Source organism: Luteibacter jiangsuensis (assembly GCF_011742555.1).
In the GTDB taxonomy this organism is placed as follows: Bacteria; Pseudomonadota; Gammaproteobacteria; order Xanthomonadales; family Rhodanobacteraceae; genus Luteibacter; species Luteibacter jiangsuensis.
The window spans coordinates 435,285-452,881 of sequence record NZ_JAAQQR010000002.1 but is presented as its reverse complement, the minus strand read 5'-3'; the positions used below and the strand labels follow the sequence as shown (position 1 = coordinate 452,881).

Below are 17,597 nucleotides of genomic sequence, written 5' to 3'. Positions count from 1 at the left end.
CTCTTACCGGACCCACCCATGGCCACCGTCTCCGAGCATCGGACGATGACCGTCGTGCAGCTGATCCCCGCCCTGAATTCGGGCGGCGCCGAGCGGTCGACCCTCGAAATCGGCCGGGCGCTGGTTCAGGCCGGCCATCGGTCGATCGTGGTCTCGGCGGGCGGGCCCATGGTGGCGCAGCTGGAAGCCGAGGGCAGCCGCCACATCGCGCTTCCCATCGGCAAGAAGTCCCTGGGCACGCTGTTCACGGTGGGGAAGCTGCGCAAGGTACTGCGCGAAGTGCAGCCGGACATCGTACACGCCCGGTCGAGGCTGCCGGCGTGGATCGGCTGGTGGGCCATGCGTGGCGTGAAACCGCGGCCGCACTTCGTCACCACCGTGCATGGCCTGAATACCCCGGGGCGCTACAGCGCCATCCTCATGCGCGGGGAACGGGTCATCGTGGTTTCCCAGACATTGCGCGACTACGTGCTGCGCCACTACCCCGACCAGGTCGACACCGCCCGCATCGAAGTCATTCCCCGCGGCATCGACACCGAAGCTTTCCCCTACGGTTATCGCCCGGACGACGCCTGGCAGCGTGCCTTCTTCGAGCAGTATCCACAGCTGGCCGGCGCGCCGCTCCTCACCCTTCCGGGCCGCGGCACGCGCCTGAAGGGCCATGCCGACGCCATCGAACTCATCGCCGACCTGGCCCAGCGCGACATCGACGCACGCCTGCTCCTGCTGGGCGCGGACGAGCCCGGCCGGGAAGCCTATATCGAGGAACTGCGCGCGCTGGTGCGCCAGCGCGGACTCGAAGGCAAGGTGGTGATTTCGCCGCAACGTGGCGACGTTCGCGACATCTACGCCATGTCGGCGCTCGTGTTGCAGCTGTCGACACGGCCCGAATCGTTCGGCCGCACCGTGGTCGAGGCGCTGGCGCTTTGCCGTCCGGTCATGGGCTATGCGCATGGCGGCGTGGGCGAACTGCTGGCCGAGCTCTACCCTGCGGGCCGGGTACCGCTCGGCGACCGCGAGAAACTGGTGGAGCGCGCGGCGGAACTCCTTCGGTTCGCCCCGCCCATCCCGCCCCCTCGCAGCTATCGGCTTGCCGACATGCAGTCGGCCACGCTGGCGCTCTACGACGAGGTGGTGAACGGCAAGCCCGCCGCGTGAGCGGGCGCGGCCTCGTCGCCACGATCCGGGCGGGCCTCGCCTCGCCGTTGTTGCCCGTCTGGCTGGTTCCCGCCCTGTTGCCGTTCGGCCGCAGCGCCGAGCTCGGTGTCTTCCTCGCGCTGGTGGGCTCCGTTCTGCTCCTCGTGCGCGAGCCGCGGGCCCTGCGTCATCACCCGGGCGCGACGCTCTATCTGTGGCTTTTCGCCGCCTATGCCGGGGCGGCCCTCGTCTCCGCGGTGGGTGCCGTCGCGCCGGGGAAGTCGTGGGGAACGGTGGCGGGCATCCTTCGCTTCGCGCCGCTCGGTGTGTACACCTGTTTCGCGATGCGCAGATCCGGCAAGGTTCGTGCGCTCTACGTTGCCACCGCGGCGGTGGTGGCCCTGTGGGTTGCCGACGCCTGGGTGCAGGCCCTGACAGGCTACGGCCTCGCCGGCGCGTCCGATCCGGAACGTCTCTCGGGTATTTTCGGGGCCACGAACCTGAAGCTGGGCCCTGCGCTGTCGGCGCTCGCGCCATTCCTCCTGTGGACTGCCCGCGAACGCTGGGGACGCCGGGGGCTCGTGCTGGCCTTCCTGATGGCGCTCGGCCCGGTGCTGTTGTCCGGCTCGCGGGCCTCCTGGCTCTGCTATGCACTGGTCGGCATCGCGTTCCTCTGGCGCGAAGCCGGCTCGCCCCGGCGCTTCGCGGTAGCCTGCCTCGGCGCCGGCCTCCTGGTCGCGGTGGCGGCCTTGCTGGCGTGGCAGGTGTCGCCCCGCTTCCGCGACCGGGTGGCGCATACCGTGCCGGCACTGTCGGGCACCACGACCGGCATCGACACCGCGCTGACGGGGCGGCTCGATATCTGGACCACCGCACTTCGCATGTATGCGGCGCATCCGGTCAATGGCGTGGGCGTCCGCGGTTTCCGGGTCGCGTATCCGTCGGTGGCGTCGCCTGGCGATCACTTCCTCACGATGGAGAAGTGCGGGGAAGGCGAGGGTGCCTGCCATGCGCATCAGGTCGTGCTGGAGGTTGCCACGGAAACCGGCACGATCGGCCTGCTCGCGTGGCTCGCCGCTGCCGTCTTCGCCATACGCACGTGGCGCCGGGCGGGGCGGGCCGCACGCGATCGCGCCTTCCCGGCAACGGTCGCGCTGGTGGCGATCCTGTTCCCAGTGAACACCCATATGGCCTTCTATTCGGCCTGGTGGGGGTTGCTGGCCGCCTGGCTGCTCTCCGTCTGGGCGGCGGCCCTCTTCGCGGATTTGCCCGACGACAGCGAGGCACACCGTGGAGCGTGAACCGCTGTCGGTGGTCGTCACCACCTTCGACAACGCCGACACGATCGGCACCTGCCTTGGCTCGGTCGCTTTCGCGGACGACGTGGTGGTTCTCGACTCCGGCTCGCGGGATGCCACGCGGGATATCGCGGCGCGCCTGGGCGCGCGCGTGGAAGTGCAGCCGTTCGCCGGCTACAGCGCACAGAAGCAGGCCGCGATCGATCTCGCCAGGCATCGTTGGGTGCTCCTGCTCGATTCCGACGAGGCGCTGACCCCGGCGGCGGCGGCACGCATTCGGGCCGTGCTGCAGGCACCACAGGCTGCCGGCTACGTGCTGCTCCGTCGGGAGTGGGTCTTCTGGCGCTGGCAGCCCGACCGCGCGCGCCTCAATCACTACGTGCGCCTGTTCGACCGGACCCGTGCCCGCATGAGCGGCCACGAGGTGCATGAGAGCGTGGTTGTCGATGGGCCGGTGCAGCGTCTGGACGCCGTGATCGATCATTACGGCGAGCGCGATATCGAGGGGCGGGTGGAGAAGGCCAACCGGTATTCGTCGCTGCAGGTGCGCGACCGCCACGGGCGGGCGCCACGATTCCTCCGCGCGCGCATGGTCGTTTACCCCACCGTGGCGTTCCTTCGCTATTACTTCTGGCGCGGCCACTGGCGCGGTGGATGGGCGGGATTCGTCGCCGCGCGTGTGCACGCGTTCTACGCGTTCCTGAAGTACGCCAAGCTGTACGAGTTGCGCCGTTCAGGCAGCGAGAGCAACCGGCCTCCGTTCGAAACCGAAAGCGGCCAGGATTGATTCGCACGCTTCGGCGCGCAACGCTTCGCGGCGACGGAACTCTGCCCGGCGCTTGCTTTCGACTTCCGACGCGCAACGCGTCGGCTCGCGCGGCGGGAGCTCGTAAAAGCCATGCTCGGCCGGCACGGCGCCGGCCTCCATCCAGAAGCTGTCGTAATCGGCCTTCACCTTGTTGGGGATGCCGGCGAAGACATGGGCGTCATTGCCTATGCCGAGCACGCGTTCGACCTCGAACGCCTCGGCGAGTGCGCGGACCATCGACAGCAGGAGATTTTTCGGCCGCAAGCCGTGGCACTGGCGGGTGAGTTCCCGCACGACGTCGCGTCCCGCATTGTTGGCGGCGCCCTGCAGGCAGCCGATGACGATCGTGCGGCCCTCGTCGACGAAGGCCACGGTCGTATAAGAGATCTGCAGGCCGTTTTCGTCGGTGAGCGAAAGGCTCATTTCGCCCTCGCGACTGCGCCGGAACGGTGCCTTCAGGATGAGCGAAAGATACCCGCCGTCGCGCAGGGCCACCTTGCCGAGCAACACCTGCCGTTCGCGATAAAGCGTGTGGAATAGCGGGCGCGGAAAGCGCGCCAGCGCGAAGGCATAGTGCTGACGCAGGGCATCGAGCCGCTGCTGTCGGCTCCACGACAGGCTGATGTAGCGGTGCTGGTAGCGCTCGGGCAACACGCGGTCGATGGATGCGATACCCGCCATGGGCGCGGATTCCAGAAAAGCCAGCCAGGCATCGTGCTGACGCCAGTTGGCGAGGCAGCGGCCGAAGTACGTGAACGCGGCGCCGATGCCGTGCGTGCGTGAGCTGTGCCAGCCGGCGCGACCGCTCAGCGATCGTGCGAAGCGAAAGATCGATTGCATGGGGAAGATCCGTTTCGTGTTGACGACGCACGTTCTACGCACGTCTTTTTTCCCGAGGCTTTCATGATGCCAGGCCGCCCGCCCATGGTTCTGTCGGCGTTAGGCTTCTCGAAAGGTAGGGGAAAGCGGCGCGCAACCTCGTGCACCGAAAGGCTTCGCCTGAACCATGTAGGAAGCGCGCTGGCGGTCGCCTCGCCGCGTTTCAGTAAACTTTCGGCTCGCCGGGAGGGCGCGTCTTGAAGCGCTTGTGCACCCAGAGGTACTGCTCCGGCGCCTCGCGCACCATCTGCTCGATCTGCGCGTTCACGCGTGCCGTGTCCAGGCTCGGGTCTTTGCTGGGGAAGTCTTCCATCGGCGCGCCCAGACGCATCGCGTAACCCGCGTCGCCGGGCAACCGGCGGTGATAAAAGGGAATGACCAGTGCTCCGGAAAGTCGGGCCAGGTGATGCGTGGCGGTGATCGTGGCGGCCTGCACGCCGAAAAAGGGCACGAACACGTTGTCTTTGCTGCGCATGTCCTGGTCGGGCGCGTACCAGAGCGTGCCGCCGGATTTCAGGTACCTCACCGTGCCCCGGATGTCGTCCTTTTCGAACATGGCGTCGGCGTAATGCAGGCGCGAGCGGAGCACCGCGAACTCGAACACGTCCGAATCCATGCGCCGGTACATGCCGGCGATCCGGATGCGTTGCGACACCAGCCGGGCGCAGAGTTCCAGGTGCGAAAAATGGCCGCCGACGAGCAGCACGCCGCGACCCGCCTTGCGGGCCGCCTCCAGATGCTCGAGGCCGTCGACGGTGACGGGCACACGGGCGATGGCGCGATCCGAGCCCATCCATCCCAGGGCGAATTCGGCCAGCATCATGCCCACGTCGCACAGGTTTGCCCGTACCAGCGCCTTCTGTGCCGTCGCGTCGAGTTCGGGAAAGCACAGCGCGATGTTCGTCGCCGCGATGCGGCGCCGTTCGGGGTTCAGGTGCAGGGCCAGCCGGCCGGCAAGGCGGCCCAGGCGCATCAGGAGCCGGAACGGCAGGTGCGCGATCAGCCAGATGAACGCGACGCCCAGCCACGCCGGCCAGTGGCGGGGCGCGAGCAGGGCGCGGGTGAGGTGGGGGCGGGGCATACCGGGCATGGCCGGCCATTGTAGCGAAAGGGGGCGGCTATACTGCCGGGCTACCGGCAAATCCAGGGATCCGCGTGCTCCTGCGCCTGCTCTACAACCTCGCCATGTACCTGTTCACGCCCTTGGTGATGCTCCGCCTCATGGCGAGAGGCATGCGCTATGGCGATTACCACGTGCGCTGGCGCGAGCGCTTTGGCCAGTTCCGCGAGCCGCGCCTTGCCGGCTGCCTGTGGGTGCACGCCGTGTCCGTGGGCGAGGTGAACGCGGCGGAGCCGTTGGTAAAGGCCCTGATGGAGGCCTATCCGCAGGCGCCGATGCTGGTGACCACGGTGACGCCCACCGGCTCCGAGCGCGTGCGCCAGCTGTTCGGCGACAGCGTGCACAGCGTCTATCTTCCCTATGACCTGCCATTCGCCGTGAAGCGCTTCCTGCGCAACACGCGTCCGCGTCTGGCCGTGATCGTGGAAACGGAAATCTGGCCGAACCTCTACTTCGCCTGCCGCCGGCACGGCATCCCGTTGCTGATCGCCAACGCGCGGCTTTCCGAGCGATCGCTGCGGGGCTATGCGCGCATGAGTTCGCTGGTGAAGCGCGCGCTGCGCTGCGTGAGCCACATCGCGGCGCAGTCGCGCACCGACGCTGCCCGCTATCGCCTGCTCGGCGCCGAACCCAGCCAGCTCACCGTCTGCGGCAATCTCAAGTTCGACATGCCTGTGCCCCAGGCAGCGCTGGAAGCCGGGAAGGCGATGCGCGAAGCGTGGGGTACGGGCCGCCCGGTCTGGATCGCCGCCAGTACGCACGAAGGGGAGGAGATGTGCGTGCTCGAGGCGCATCTCAGCGTGATGCGCCGCCTGCCCGATGCCTTGCTGCTCATCGCGCCGCGCCATCCGGAGCGATTCAAGGCGGTGGAAGCCTCGGTGCGGAGCCTCGGATTCAACGTGGCCACGCGTAGCGCCGACAAGGCGCCGGGCCATGCCACGCAGTGTTTCGTCATCGATTCCATGGGTGAACTGTTGCGCTTCTTCGCCTCGGCGGACGTGGCCTTCGTCGGCGGCAGCCTCGTGCCCATCGGCGGCCATAACGTGCTGGAGCCCGCGGCGCTTTGCAAACCCGTGCTGGTGGGGCCGCACACGTTCAACTTCGAAGAGATCACCCAGGCGCTACTCGACGAAGGCGGCGGCCAGCGGGTAAAGGACGAGAGCGAACTCGGCGAACAGGTCCTGTCCCTGCTGCGCGATCGGGAGCGCCGGGAAACGATGGGGCGCCGCGCCCGCCATGTATTCGACAGCGAGCGCGGCTCCGTCGGAAAGGTGATGGAACTCGTCGACCGGCTGTTGCAGGAGTAGGGCCGGGGCTCGGTATCGTGGATGAAAAAAGGGTCTTCGCGCATTGGGGGAGTGCGGCTTCGCTATTTGATGGTGTTGCTTTTCGCTTCGTAGGGTGGGCTCGCCTTCGGCCTCGCGCTCGGCGCTCGTACGTGGTCGGGAAGCCGGCAGCCGTCGCCCTCGCCGCGAAGACTTGCGTCGTTCCTTGCGAAAGGAGAGCCGCTGCGCGGCTCGGTGTCTTATGGCTGGCGCCGCGGCGGACCCGGGCGTCCGGGCGGGGGTCTTCGACTCGGCCTCCTGCCTCGGCGAAGACGGCGGGCCGTCCAGGCCCGCCCCCTGACGGGCCTTCTCCGCCCGGCCGCCCTCGACTCCAGACATCGCGGCGAGGGCGACGGCTACCGGCATCGGACGGTGCGGTGTGTGTGATGTGTAGTGCGTGGCGTTGCTTTGTCGGCCTGTGGTGACTGTCCGCGCTCAAGTCGCTGGGTGCCTGCCTTCGCAGGCACGGCGGTAGCTGGGAGGCGCGCTCCTACAATTCCCCCATCCGCACCAAAGACGATTCGCGATGTTTTCTGTGGGAGCCGGCTTCGCCGGCGATCCCGCGGCAGCGGGCACGCTTGCCGCAAGCACCCATCGCCGCTGAAGCGGCTCCCACACAAAGCGAAACGGCTCCCACAAGAGCACGACGCGACGGTATCGCAGCACCTAACCGTCGTGCCTGCGAAAGCAGGCACCCAGCGCCTCGGTCGGCAAGAGGCGAAAGCAAACCATCGGCTCGTGCTTCGCTCCCCCCACTCGCGCTTTGCTCTCCCAACACGAGCCTGCACCGTCCGCCGCGGCGCAGCCATAAGACACTAGCCGCGCAGCGGCTCTCCTTTCGCAAGGAACGACGTAAACCTTCGCGGCGAGGGGGACGGGTACTGGCTCTCAAGCCAAGGCACACGCGCCGATGCGACGCCGAACAGGCGAGCCCACCCTGCGAAGCGAACACCGTACGCCACGCATCCCGAAAATACGCGAAGAACCGATAAAAAAACGGACCGCGAGGGTCCGTTTTTTCTGCGCGTGTCGAACGGAAGCGTTACTGCAACAACGCGTTGACGGCTTCCAGGTCCTTCACGTCCACCGTGCCGGCCGACTGCTTGAGCAGCAGCTTGTCGAGGATGAACTGGTGACGGGCCTGCGAATAGTCGCTGAGGGCCTGGGTGAGGTTCTGCTGGGCCAGGAGCACGTCGACGATGGTGCGCGTGCCGACCTCGAAACCGGCCTGCGTCGCGTCGCGGGCGCTCTCGGAGGACTGGACGGCGGCCTTGGTGGCCTCCACCTTGCTGATGCCGGCCACGACCGAACGGTAGAAGTTCAGCGTGTCGCGGACGACCTGGCGGCGGGTGGCCTCCAGGGAGTCCTGCGCGGCGTCGCGCTGGTAGATCGACTGGCGAACGCGCGACTGCGTGGCGCCACCGGAGAAGATCGGCACGTTCAGCGTGAGGCCGACGGTGGTCGCGCCGCGACCGTTACCGCCACCGCTGAGCGTACCGGCGGTGGCCGCCGTACCGCTGTTCTGCGTCCACGCCGTGGACTTGCTGTAGCCGAGGGTGGCGTCGATGGTCGGCAGATGCCCCGCGCGCGCCGAGGAAATGCTGTGCTCGGCCGAATCGACGTTGTACTGCGAAGCGACGATCGTCGGGTTGTTCTTCACCGCTTCGGCGACCCATGCCTTCGGGTCGTTCGGCGACGGTGCGTCCATCGGCAGGTCTTCGCGCAGCTTCTTCAGGTTGTCGGCCGGCTTGCCGGTGATCTGGGTGAGCGCTTCGCGCGAGTCGGACAGGGTGTTCTCGGCGGTGATGACGTTGGCGACGGCCGTGTCGTGCTGCGCCTTGGCGTCCTGCACATCGGTGATGGCGGCCAGGCCGACGTCGAAACGCTGCTGGGCCTGCTCGAGCTGACGGGCCAGGGCCTGCTCGTTGGCCTTGGCGAAGGTCAGCGCGTCGTCGTTGGTCAGCACCTGGAAGTACGCCGTCGCCACGCGGGTGGCGAGCTGCTGCAGGGCGGCCTCGTAGGTGGCGTCCTGCGCCTGCGACGACGACTTCGCCGCCTTCAGGTCGGCATAGCGGCTGAGATCGAGCACGCTCTGGCTGATCGTGGCCCCGACGTTGCGTGTGCGGGTGTGGCCGGCGTCGCCGGTGAGCACCGGGTTGCCGTTACCGTCGACCACCGGGTTGCCGGCGGCATCGGTGACGATCGACCGCGACGGCCCGTTCGGATCGCTCTGGTTGAGGCTGAGCTGTGCGCTGATCTGGGGCAGCAGCAGGGCACGCGCCTGGACCACGCCCTCGCCCGTGGCCAGACGGGTGGAGTCGGCCTGCGACAGCACCGGGTCGTTGGCCCGGGCCTGGCGGTAGGCGTCGAGCAGGTCTTCCGCATGGCTCGCGAAAGGCATCGCAGCCAATGCCAGCGCGACAGTGAGCAGCTTCAAGCGCATGGTTTCGCCTTGTAAGTGAGGGATAGCGGGTGGATCAGAGCACGAACCGCTTCACCGGCGCGGCATGCGCCAGGTACGGAAGGTCCGTTTCGAACAGCGATTCCTCGCGATAGCGCCCGTCGCCCTCGTGGGTGAGCAGGACGGCCGTCTGCGCGGGGGAATCGCCGCGTACCACGAACATGCGTCCGCCGGGCTTCAGCCAGCGCACGAACTTCTCGGGAACGGCGTGCACGGCGCCCGTGACCACGACGGCATCGAAAACGCCCGCAGGCGTGTAGCCGTTGACGGCCTCGGCGGTTTCCAGCGACACGTTCGCCACGCCGGCGGCAGCGAGACGTGCGCGGGCGGCCTCGACGAAGTCGGCGTGCATGTCGATGCTGGTGACCTTGCCGGCGAGGCGGGCGAGGCATGCCGTCAGGTAACCGGAACCGGTGCCGATTTCCAGCACCTCGTCGACCTTATTGAGCGCCAAGGCCTGGAGCACGCGGCCTTCGATCACCGGCTTCATCATCACCTCGCCGTGCCCCAGGGGCAGGGTGAGGTCGGCGAACGCCACATTGCGGTGCTCGGGAGCGACGAAGTCTTCGCGGCGCACGCTCTTCAGGGTCTCGAGGACGTCGGCGTCGAGAACCTCCCAGGGACGCACCTGGTTCTCGACCATGTTCTGCCGGGCCTGCTCGAAATTCATCGCCATGGTTGTATTCCGTACGAAAGCTGCAAAAAAAGATTTTGAAGGATAAGCGCTTAGCGCCCGCTACCCAATAGCTAAAGGCTGCGGTGCCCGTGCTTCGGGACGAAGTGCCGGAAGTCACCGGACGGGACTGACGGAAGTCATGCCTCCCTCGCCGGACGCCCTCAGGTTCCTGAACGGCCCGGGCGGCAAACCCCCGATCCCATTGGGGTAACCACCGCTGCACCCCCATCTACCATTCTAAGGTAGCCGGAGCGGTCAGCAGCCTGCTGGAAATAACTGAACCGCCGCGTATAATAAAGTCATAATCTCTGTTTGTGAAGGTGCAGCCATGAACGCCAGCCCGAAACTCAAGACCCAGGGACCCGGGCGTCCGAAGGACATGGAAAAGCGAGCGGCCATCCTCGATGCCGCCAAGGCGCTCTTCACCCAGGGCGGCTTCGCCGGCACCAGCATGGATGCCGTCGCGGCCTCCGCGGGTGTGTCGAAGCTCACGGTGTACAGCCACTTCGGCGACAAGGACAACCTCTTTCGCGAGGTGATCCGCGCGCACGTGCAGGAGCGCCTGCCGGACGACCTGTTCGATTTCAGTCAGGGCACCGACATCCGGGCCACGCTCAGCAATATCGCCAGCCGTCATGCGGCCATGGAAACCAATACCGAGTCGGTGGGCACCTTCCGCGCCATCCTTTCCGACTGCCACAACGGCGGCAATCCGCGCTTCGGGCGACTGGTCTGGGAAGAAGGTCCGGTACGCATGCACAAGCTCATGCAGCGCCTGCTCGAAGGCGCGGCCGCGCGTGGTCAGCTCGACATCCCCGACGTGTCGCGCGCCACCACGCAGTTTCTTGCCCTGCTCAAGGGCGACCTGCTGATCCGCCGCCTGTTCGGCTGCGAAGACTGTGCGGTGCAGTTCGCCGAAGAGGTGAATGCCAACGCGCTGGCCGCGGTCGACATGTTCATGCGCGCCTATTCCCCGCGCAACGTCAGCGTCTGACCCATCCGCATCCGCTTCGTGCTTTAATCGGTGGCGAAGCGGGGGTGCCCAAGCGATGCGCGGGCTGAGAGAGTCCCTTCGAACCTGATCCGGTCCGTACCGGCGTAGGAAGCTTCGTCCATGATCGCCGTGCGCGTGCGCACGGCGTGTCGCGTGACGGCGCCGTCCGCTTCTCCCTTCCTCCGAGGAACGAGAAGCCGATGAATGCCATGCCCTCCGATCTGGCCCGCGCCGCGCGCGAGCTCTCCCAGTCCGTTACCGCCCCCATCTCCGGTTCGCGCAAAGTGTACGTTGCCGGCAGTCGCGCGGGCCTGCGTGTGCCGATGCGCGAGATAGCGCAATCCGCCACGCCCACGTTGTTCGGCGGCGAAGCCAATCCGTCGATCGTGGTGTATGACACGTCGGGGCCGTATACCGATCCTTCCCATGCCGTGGATCTCGCAGAGGGCTTACCCGCCTTGCGTGCCGCATGGATCGACGAGCGCGGCGACGTGGAACGGCTCGACGCCTTGTCGTCGAGCTTTGGAAGGGGCCGGGCGAACGACGCGCGGATGGACGCCATCCGCTTCGCGGGAACGCGGCTGCCGCTGCGTGCCCGCAGCGGCGCGAACGTTACCCAGATGCACTACGCGCGGCGTGGCATCGTCACGCCGGAGATGGAGTTCGTGGCCATTCGCGAAAATCAGCGGATCGACGCGCTGGCCGATGCCGTCCTCCGCGCGCAGCATCCCGGCGAAGCGTTCGGCGCCGCGCTGCCGGCGCGCATCACTCCGGAGTTCGTGCGCGACGAGGTCGCACGCGGCCGGGCCATCATTCCCGCCAACATCAATCACCCGGAAGCGGAGCCGATGGCCATCGGCCGCCGGTTCCTCACCAAGGTGAACGCCAACATCGGCAACAGCGCCGTAAGTTCCGGCATTGCGGAAGAGGTGGAAAAGCTCGTGTGGGCGATCCGCTGGGGTGCCGATACCGTCATGGATCTTTCCACCGGCAAGCACATCCACGAGACGCGGGAATGGATCGTGCGCAATTCCCCGGTGCCGATCGGCACGGTGCCGATCTATCAGGCGCTGGAAAAGGTGGGCGGCGTGGCCGAGGAACTTACCTGGGAGATCTTCCGCGACACGTTGGTGGAGCAGGCGGAGCAGGGGGTGGACTATTTCACGATCCACGCCGGCGTGCTCCTTCGCTTCGTGCCGCTCACGGCGAAGCGCGTGACGGGCATCGTGTCGCGCGGCGGTTCCATCATGGCGAAGTGGTGCCTTGCGCACCATCGCGAGAATTTCCTCTACACGCACTTCGAGGACATCTGCGAGATCATGAAGGCCTACGACGTGTCCTTCAGCCTGGGCGACGGCCTGCGGCCCGGATGCGTGGCCGATGCGAACGATGCGGCCCAGTTCGGCGAACTCGACACCTTGGGCGAGCTGACGAAGGTGGCGTGGAAGCACGATGTGCAATGCATGATCGAGGGGCCCGGCCACGTGCCGATGCATCTCATCAAGGAAAACATGGAGCGGCAGCTGGAAAAGTGCCATGAAGCGCCGTTCTATACGTTGGGCCCGCTCACGACCGACATCGCCCCGGGTTACGACCACATCACCAGCGCCATCGGCGCGGCCATGATCGGCTGGTTCGGCACGGCCATGCTCTGCTACGTGACGCCCAAGGAGCACCTTGGCCTGCCCAACCGCCAGGATGTGCGCGATGGCATCGTCGCTTACAAGATCGCCGCGCATGCGGCCGATCTGGCGAAGGGCCACCCCGGCGCGCAGGTACGGGACAACGCCCTGTCGAAGGCCCGTTTCGAGTTCCGCTGGGACGACCAGTTCAACCTCGGCCTCGACCCCGACAAGGCCCGCGAACTCCATGACGAGACGATGCCGAAGGAGGCACACAAGTCGGCGCACTTCTGCTCCATGTGCGGACCCAAGTTCTGCTCCATGAAGATCACGCAGGAAGTGCGGGACTTCGCCGATGGGATGGAAGGCAAGGCGCTGGAATTCCGCCAGCAGGGAGGCGAGGTGTACCGGAAGGCGTGAGAAGCCGCCTCTTCACCAGGATTTTCCGTATCGCGTCCTAACGTTTGGCATCCCCCAGTCCCTTCAAAGGAGACCAGGCATGTCCCAGCCGAAGCCCTTCATCAGCGATATTGAGAACATCCGCAAGCGCGCACGCGAGCACATCGACAACGGCGCGGTCACCTCCGGGTACCGCGCCGACCGCGAGACGGTGATCAAGCTCCTCAACGAGGCCCTCGCCACGGAGCTCGTCTGCGTGCTGCGCTACAAGTACCACTACTACATGGCGCCGGGCATCCATTCGCAGAGCGTGAAGGCGGAGTTCCTCGAGCACGCCACGGAAGAGCAGGAGCACGCCGACCGCATCGCCGAGCGCATCACCCAGCTCGACGGTACGCCGAACTTCAACCCGGACGGCCTGCTCTCGCGCAGCCATGCCGATTATGTGGAAGGCACCACCCTGGTGGACATGATCAAGGAAGACCTGGTCGCCGAGCGCATCGCGATCGACAGCTACCGCGCCATTGTGCAGTACATCGGCGACGACGACCCGACGACCCGGCGCATCATGGAGGACATCCTGGCGCAGGAAGAGGAACACGCCGAGGACATGGCCACGCTGCTCGAGAACCTCGGCGCGAAGGGCGAGCCCACGGCACCCCCGCTTCGCTGAGCTAAGCTAGGCGCTCACGTTCGCGACAAGAAGGAAGTCCCCATGAATGCGACCGCCCCATCCGCGCCGCCGCGACGCCGGCGCAGCTTCCCCGGCCTGGCGATCCTCGTGCCGATCGCCGTGCTGGTCCTGCTCGTGCTGGCACTCATGTGGTGGTGGGACAAGGAGCCGGAGCAGTTCGACCCGGTCGCGGTCACCACCGCGCACATGAAGGACATCGGCCGGCCCATGAGCACCGGCGCAGTCACCACGTATACGCTGATCCGTTCCGTCGATACTCTGATGGACAAGCGTGGCGGTTACCTCAGCAACGACCGACTGCCTCCAGGTGTGTTCATGGACAACATGCCGAACTGGGAATTCGGGTCGCTGACTGCGTCCCGCGATCTGGCCCGCGCCCTGCGCAACGATTTCAGCCGCTCGCAGACGCAGTCCACCGAAGACAAGGACCTGGCCGAAGCAGACCCTCTGCTCAACAGTCCGAACGATCGCTGGCTGCTGCCGAGTTCCGAATCGCAGTACGGCAAGGCCGTGAACGATCTCGAGAACTACCTCGGCAGGCTGAGTGACGCGGCCGATGCCAATGCCCATTTCTATGCGAGGGCGGACAATCTTGCCGATTACCTGCAGACGGTGTCGGCGCGTCTGGGTTCCCTGTCGCAGCGGCTCTCGGCCAGCGTGGGCCAGTTGAAGGTGGACGCGGCGCCGGATGCCTCCGTGGGCGCCAACGCCGGCCCGGCGAAGGCGATCTACGTGAAGACGCCCTGGTCCAAGATCGACGACAACTTCTACGAGGCTCGCGGGTATACCTGGACGTTGCTCGAGCAGCTCAAGGCGATCCGCCACGACTTCGCGCCCATCCTTCGCAGCAAGAATGCCGACGCGAGCCTGCAGCAGGTGATCCGCGAACTCGAGGAGTCGCAGAAGTCGCTGGGCAGCCCGGTGGTGCTGAATGGTTCGCCGTTCGGTTTCTTCGCCAACCATTCGCTGGTGATGGCGAACTACGTGTCGCGCGCGAACGCGGCGATCATCGATCTGCGGGCCCTGCTGGGCCGCGGTTGAAGCTTTTGTGGGAGCCGCTTCAGCGGCGGTGGACGCTCGCGGCAAGCGTGCCCGCTATCGCCTCGCGGCAAGCGTGCCCGCTATCGCGGATCGCCGCTGAAGCGGCTCCCACACAAAGCAGCCAGCCTTACTTATCGGTCTTGTAACGACCGATGCCGGCCTGGATCTCGGCCTTCGCCTCATCGGCGCCGACCCAGCCCTCGACCTTCACCCACTTGCCCTTCTCGAGATCCTTGTAGTGCTCGAAGAAGTGGCCGATGCGCTCCAGCCAGTGGCCGGACACCTGCTTGATGTCGCGGATGTGGGCGTAGCCGGCGAACACCTTTTCCACCGGCACGACGACCAGCTTCTCGTCGGCGCCCGCTTCGTCGGTCATCTTGAGCATGCCCACCGGGTGGCAGCGGATGACGGAGCCGGGCACCAGCGACAGGGGCAGGATCACCAGGGCGTCGAGCGGGTCGCCGTCGCCGCCGAGCGTGCCCGGCACGTAGCCGTAGTTGCACGGATAGCGCATCGGGGTGGAGAGGATGCGGTCGACGAAGATCGCACCGCTTTCCTTCTCGACTTCGTACTTGACCGGCTCGGCATCCTTCGGGATTTCGATGATGACGTTGATTTCGTCCGGCACGTTGCGGCCGGCGGAAACGAGGTGCAGTCCCATGGGGGGTCCTTGGTGGGGTTTGGCAGCCCCCAAGGATACCGGGGGACCCCCCAGTAAGTCAGCCGCCAAGGCGGCTTGGAAAGCGTGAACCGTCAGTAAAGCCGGGCGACCCGGCCATCGGGCTCTTACTGACGGTTTCCAGCGGCTGCAGGCCGCGACTTACAGGCGCGGGGCGCCGACTCACTGGCGCCAGGCGGCGCTATGCGCCGACTCACGCCGCTACTTCAGATGCTCCCAAAGGTAGGTATACGCCAGGGCGTTCATGAACGCCGACTGCTTGTTGTCCGCCGCCGCCCCGTGGCCGCCCTCGATGTTCTCGTAGAAGCTGGCGTCGAAACCCATGGCCTGCATGCGGGCCGCCATCTTGCGGGCATGGACCGGGCCGACGCGGTCGTCGCGGGTCGAGGTGGTGAAGAGCACGGGCGGGTACTGGGTGCCCTTGTGGAGGTTGTGATACGGCGAGAAGGTCTGGATGTACTTCCATTCTTCCGGTTTGTCCGGATCGCCGTATTCGGCCATCCAGGACGCACCGGCGGACATGTGCGGATAGCGTTTCATGTCCAGGAGGGCCACCTGACTCACCACGGCGCCGTAAAGCTGCGGGTACTTCGTCAGCATGTTGCCGGCGAGGAGGCCGCCGTTGCTGCCGCCCATCATGCCCATGTGCTTCGGGCTCGTGATCTTGCGGTCGATCAGGTCCTGCGACACGGCCGCGAAGTCCTCGTAGGCTCGCGGACGGTTGGCCTTCAGCGCCGCCTGGTGCCAGGCCGGGCCGTATTCGCCGCCGCCGCGGATATTGGCCACCACGTAGACGCCGCCTTTTTCCAGCCAGGCGCGCCCGACGCCGGCCGAGTACATCGGCTGGAGCGGGATCTCGAAACCGCCGTAACCGTAGACGAGCGTGGGGTTCGTGCCGTCCGCCTTCATTGTCTTTGGCGCGATCTCGAAATAGGGCACCTTCGTGCCGTCCTTCGAGGTGGCGAAATGCTGGCTTACCGCGAACTTCGATGCGTCGAAGAACGAAGGGCTGTGCTTCAACGCCTCACGGTCGCCCTGGCCCAGTACGCCGTAGTACAGCGTGGTGGGCTGCAGGTAGCCGGTAACGGTGAGGAAATAGGCGTCGCTGTCGTCGGCATCCACGCCCACGGCCTGCATGGTGCTGAGTGCGGGCGCGCCGGTCAGCACCTCGCTCTTCCAGTCGCCCTTGGCCGCCGGCGTGAGGATGCGTACCTCGCTCACGACGTCGTGCATCAGGTTGAGGATCAGATGGTGCCGGGTCCACGAGTGGCCGGCCAGCGAGGTATGCGCGTCCGGCGTGAACAGTACCGTGATGTCGCGCTTGCCCGCCATGAAGTCGTCGAAGTTGGCGGCCAGCAGGGAACCGGACGGATAGGTCTTGCCACCCACCGTCCACGCGGTGCGGGGTTCGATCAGCAGCCATTCGCGTTCGACGTCAGTCTCGGCATCGGTGGGCACGTCGATCCTGGTGAGCTTGCCGTCCTTGCCGCGAAGGAAGGTCTCGGTGCTGTAGAACTCCAGCGCGCGCGAGACGAAGTCGCGCTCGTAACCCGGCGTCCTGTCGCGGAACGCCCAGATCGACATGTCGGTCTTCTTGCCTTCGTACACCGTCTTCGCGGAAGAGAGGGGCGTACCTCGCTTCCACTCCTTCACGATGCGCGCGTAGCTCGAGTCGGTCATCGAGCCCGGACCGAAGTCGGTGGCCACGTAGAGATGGTCGTCGTCGATCCAGGAGACGAGGGTCTTCGCCTCGGGCAGGGTGAAGCCGTCTTTGACGAAGGTCTTGTTCGACAGGTCGAATTCACGCACCACGTCGGCGTCGGCACCGCCGCGCGACAGCGAGACGAGGCAGCGGCGATAGTCGGGCTTGAGACATTGCGCGCCGTGCCACACCCAGTTTTCCTTTTCGGACGCGGCGAGGGCGTCGAGGTCGATCACCGTTTCCCAGGCGGGCTTGTCCTTGCGGTACTCGGCCAGCGTCGTACGCCGCCAGAGGCCCTTGGGGTGCTCCTTGTCGCGCCAGAAATTGTAGAAGTGGTCGCCGATCTTGCTGACCACGGGAATCTTCGCGTCGGAATCGAGCACCTCGAGGATGCGCGCGTCCAGCGTCTTGAAGTCCTGGCTTTCGGCGTACCTGGATACCGTCTGGGCGTTTTCCTTTTTCACCCAGTCGAGGGGCTTGGCCCCGTCGATGTCCTCGAGCCAGAGGTTTTCGTCGTTCGTATTCGCCGGAGCGGCGGGCGGGGTCTTCGGGGTGTCGTATGCCTGGGTCATGCCAGAGAAGGTAAGGGCGAAGGCCAGCGCAATCCAGCGTCGATGCATCGGGTTTTGGTTCCTGTGGGGATGAGGTGTCACGGTGAGAGGCCGCCGGGTCGGCGTAGGAGCGCGCCCTGCGCGCGACAGTTTTTTGCTTCAGTCTGGAAGCTGGCGTGCCAGCTCTCCGGCACGGCCTCAAAACATGTCG

General features: G+C 66.4%; 14 protein-coding genes and 1 riboswitch. Of the genes, 8 read left to right on the top strand and 6 right to left on the bottom strand.

Going from position 1 to position 17,597, the window contains the following annotated elements:
* Positions 1–18: 18 nt before the first annotated feature.
* From HBF26_RS05655 to HBF26_RS05645, 3 genes are read left to right on the top strand one after another with little or no spacing between them, the layout of a single operon-like run.
* The gene (locus HBF26_RS05655; protein WP_167123940.1) at positions 19–1,158 is read left to right on the top strand and encodes a glycosyltransferase; all 1,140 of its coding nucleotides are present in this window, start codon (positions 19–21) and stop codon (positions 1,156–1,158) included.
* Complete coding sequence (locus HBF26_RS05650; RefSeq protein ID WP_167123938.1) at positions 1,155–2,438, top strand: O-antigen ligase family protein; 1,284 nt, start codon at positions 1,155–1,157, stop codon at positions 2,436–2,438. Before HBF26_RS05655 ends, HBF26_RS05650 begins: the two co-directional genes overlap by 4 nt.
* The gene (locus HBF26_RS05645; protein WP_167123936.1) at positions 2,428–3,222 is read left to right on the top strand and encodes a glycosyltransferase; all 795 of its coding nucleotides are present in this window, start codon (positions 2,428–2,430) and stop codon (positions 3,220–3,222) included. Before HBF26_RS05650 ends, HBF26_RS05645 begins: the two co-directional genes overlap by 11 nt.
* Here HBF26_RS05645 and HBF26_RS05640 read toward each other — a convergent pair.
* The gene (locus tag HBF26_RS05640; protein ID WP_167123934.1) at positions 3,169–4,083 is read right to left on the bottom strand and encodes a VirK/YbjX family protein; all 915 of its coding nucleotides are present in this window, start codon (positions 4,081–4,083) and stop codon (positions 3,169–3,171) included. The two genes, HBF26_RS05645 and HBF26_RS05640, sit on opposite strands and share 54 nt — an antisense overlap.
* A 202-nt stretch (positions 4,084–4,285) precedes the next feature.
* Positions 4,286–5,203, bottom strand: a complete 918-nt coding sequence (lpxL, locus tag HBF26_RS05635; RefSeq protein WP_167031407.1) for an LpxL/LpxP family Kdo(2)-lipid IV(A) lauroyl/palmitoleoyl acyltransferase — start codon at positions 5,201–5,203, stop codon at positions 4,286–4,288.
* An 80-nt stretch (positions 5,204–5,283) separates the two neighbouring features.
* On the opposite strand from lpxL, the gene waaA reads away from it, so the two are divergent.
* A complete protein-coding gene (waaA, locus tag HBF26_RS05630) occupies positions 5,284–6,549 on the top strand; it encodes a lipid IV(A) 3-deoxy-D-manno-octulosonic acid transferase (RefSeq protein WP_167124387.1) in 1,266 nt (421 codons plus the stop codon).
* 1,060 nt (positions 6,550–7,609) lie between these two features.
* Here the strand turns inward: waaA and HBF26_RS05625 are convergent.
* Together HBF26_RS05625 and HBF26_RS05620 are read right to left on the bottom strand one after the other, a co-directional pair.
* Complete coding sequence (locus tag HBF26_RS05625; protein WP_167123932.1) at positions 7,610–9,010, bottom strand: TolC family outer membrane protein; 1,401 nt, start codon at positions 9,008–9,010, stop codon at positions 7,610–7,612.
* Positions 9,011–9,044: 34 nt separating this feature from the next.
* On the bottom strand, positions 9,045–9,704 hold the full coding sequence (locus HBF26_RS05620) for a protein-L-isoaspartate O-methyltransferase family protein (protein ID WP_167123930.1): 660 nt from the start codon (positions 9,702–9,704) through the stop codon (positions 9,045–9,047).
* Positions 9,705–10,032: 328 nt separating this feature from the next.
* On the opposite strand from HBF26_RS05620, the gene HBF26_RS05615 reads away from it, so the two are divergent.
* The 4 genes from HBF26_RS05615 to HBF26_RS05600 all read left to right on the top strand — a co-directional run bounded on the left by HBF26_RS05615 (position 10,033) and on the right by HBF26_RS05600 (position 14,454).
* On the top strand, positions 10,033–10,698 hold the full coding sequence (locus HBF26_RS05615; RefSeq protein WP_167123928.1) for a TetR/AcrR family transcriptional regulator: 666 nt from the start codon (positions 10,033–10,035) through the stop codon (positions 10,696–10,698).
* Between the two features lie 30 nt (positions 10,699–10,728).
* Positions 10,729–10,826: riboswitch (TPP riboswitch) on the top strand.
* Between the two features lie 72 nt (positions 10,827–10,898).
* On the top strand, positions 10,899–12,740 hold the full coding sequence (gene thiC / locus HBF26_RS05610; protein ID WP_167123926.1) for a phosphomethylpyrimidine synthase ThiC: 1,842 nt from the start codon (positions 10,899–10,901) through the stop codon (positions 12,738–12,740).
* Between the two features lie 79 nt (positions 12,741–12,819).
* Positions 12,820–13,392, top strand: a complete 573-nt coding sequence (locus HBF26_RS05605) for a ferritin-like domain-containing protein (RefSeq protein ID WP_167123924.1) — start codon at positions 12,820–12,822, stop codon at positions 13,390–13,392.
* Between the two features lie 42 nt (positions 13,393–13,434).
* On the top strand, positions 13,435–14,454 hold the full coding sequence (locus tag HBF26_RS05600) for a DUF2333 family protein (protein WP_167123922.1): 1,020 nt from the start codon (positions 13,435–13,437) through the stop codon (positions 14,452–14,454).
* A 127-nt stretch (positions 14,455–14,581) separates the two neighbouring features.
* Here the strand turns inward: HBF26_RS05600 and ppa are convergent, their stop codons facing one another.
* Both ppa and HBF26_RS05590 read right to left on the bottom strand, forming a co-directional pair.
* The gene (gene ppa / locus HBF26_RS05595; RefSeq protein WP_167123920.1) at positions 14,582–15,115 is read right to left on the bottom strand and encodes an inorganic diphosphatase; all 534 of its coding nucleotides are present in this window, start codon (positions 15,113–15,115) and stop codon (positions 14,582–14,584) included.
* Between the two features lie 219 nt (positions 15,116–15,334).
* Positions 15,335–17,455, bottom strand: coding sequence for a prolyl oligopeptidase family serine peptidase (locus HBF26_RS05590; protein ID WP_167123918.1), 2,121 nt, complete (start codon positions 17,453–17,455; stop codon positions 15,335–15,337).
* Positions 17,456–17,597 lie beyond the last annotated feature (142 nt).

Bases quoted from the DNA above. Each gene is read 5' to 3' on its own strand.
- HBF26_RS05655 (WP_167123940.1), top strand. From the start codon at position 19: ATGGCCACCGTCTCCGAGCATCGGACGATGACCGTCGTGCAGCTGATC.
- HBF26_RS05620 (WP_167123930.1), bottom strand. From the start codon at position 9,704: ATGGCGATGAATTTCGAGCAGGCCCGGCAGAACATGGTCGAGAACCAG.
- lpxL (WP_167031407.1), bottom strand. From the start codon at position 5,203: ATGCCCCGCCCCCACCTCACCCGCGCCCTGCTCGCGCCCCGCCACTGG.
- ppa (WP_167123920.1), bottom strand. From the start codon at position 15,115: ATGGGACTGCACCTCGTTTCCGCCGGCCGCAACGTGCCGGACGAAATC.
- HBF26_RS05615 (WP_167123928.1), top strand. From the start codon at position 10,033: ATGAACGCCAGCCCGAAACTCAAGACCCAGGGACCCGGGCGTCCGAAG.
- HBF26_RS05625 (WP_167123932.1), bottom strand. From the start codon at position 9,010: ATGCGCTTGAAGCTGCTCACTGTCGCGCTGGCATTGGCTGCGATGCCT.
- thiC (WP_167123926.1), top strand. From the start codon at position 10,899: ATGAATGCCATGCCCTCCGATCTGGCCCGCGCCGCGCGCGAGCTCTCC.
- HBF26_RS05600 (WP_167123922.1), top strand. From the start codon at position 13,435: ATGAATGCGACCGCCCCATCCGCGCCGCCGCGACGCCGGCGCAGCTTC.
- HBF26_RS05590 (WP_167123918.1), bottom strand. From the start codon at position 17,455: ATGCATCGACGCTGGATTGCGCTGGCCTTCGCCCTTACCTTCTCTGGC.
- HBF26_RS05640 (WP_167123934.1), bottom strand. From the start codon at position 4,083: ATGCAATCGATCTTTCGCTTCGCACGATCGCTGAGCGGTCGCGCCGGC.
- HBF26_RS05605 (WP_167123924.1), top strand. From the start codon at position 12,820: ATGTCCCAGCCGAAGCCCTTCATCAGCGATATTGAGAACATCCGCAAG.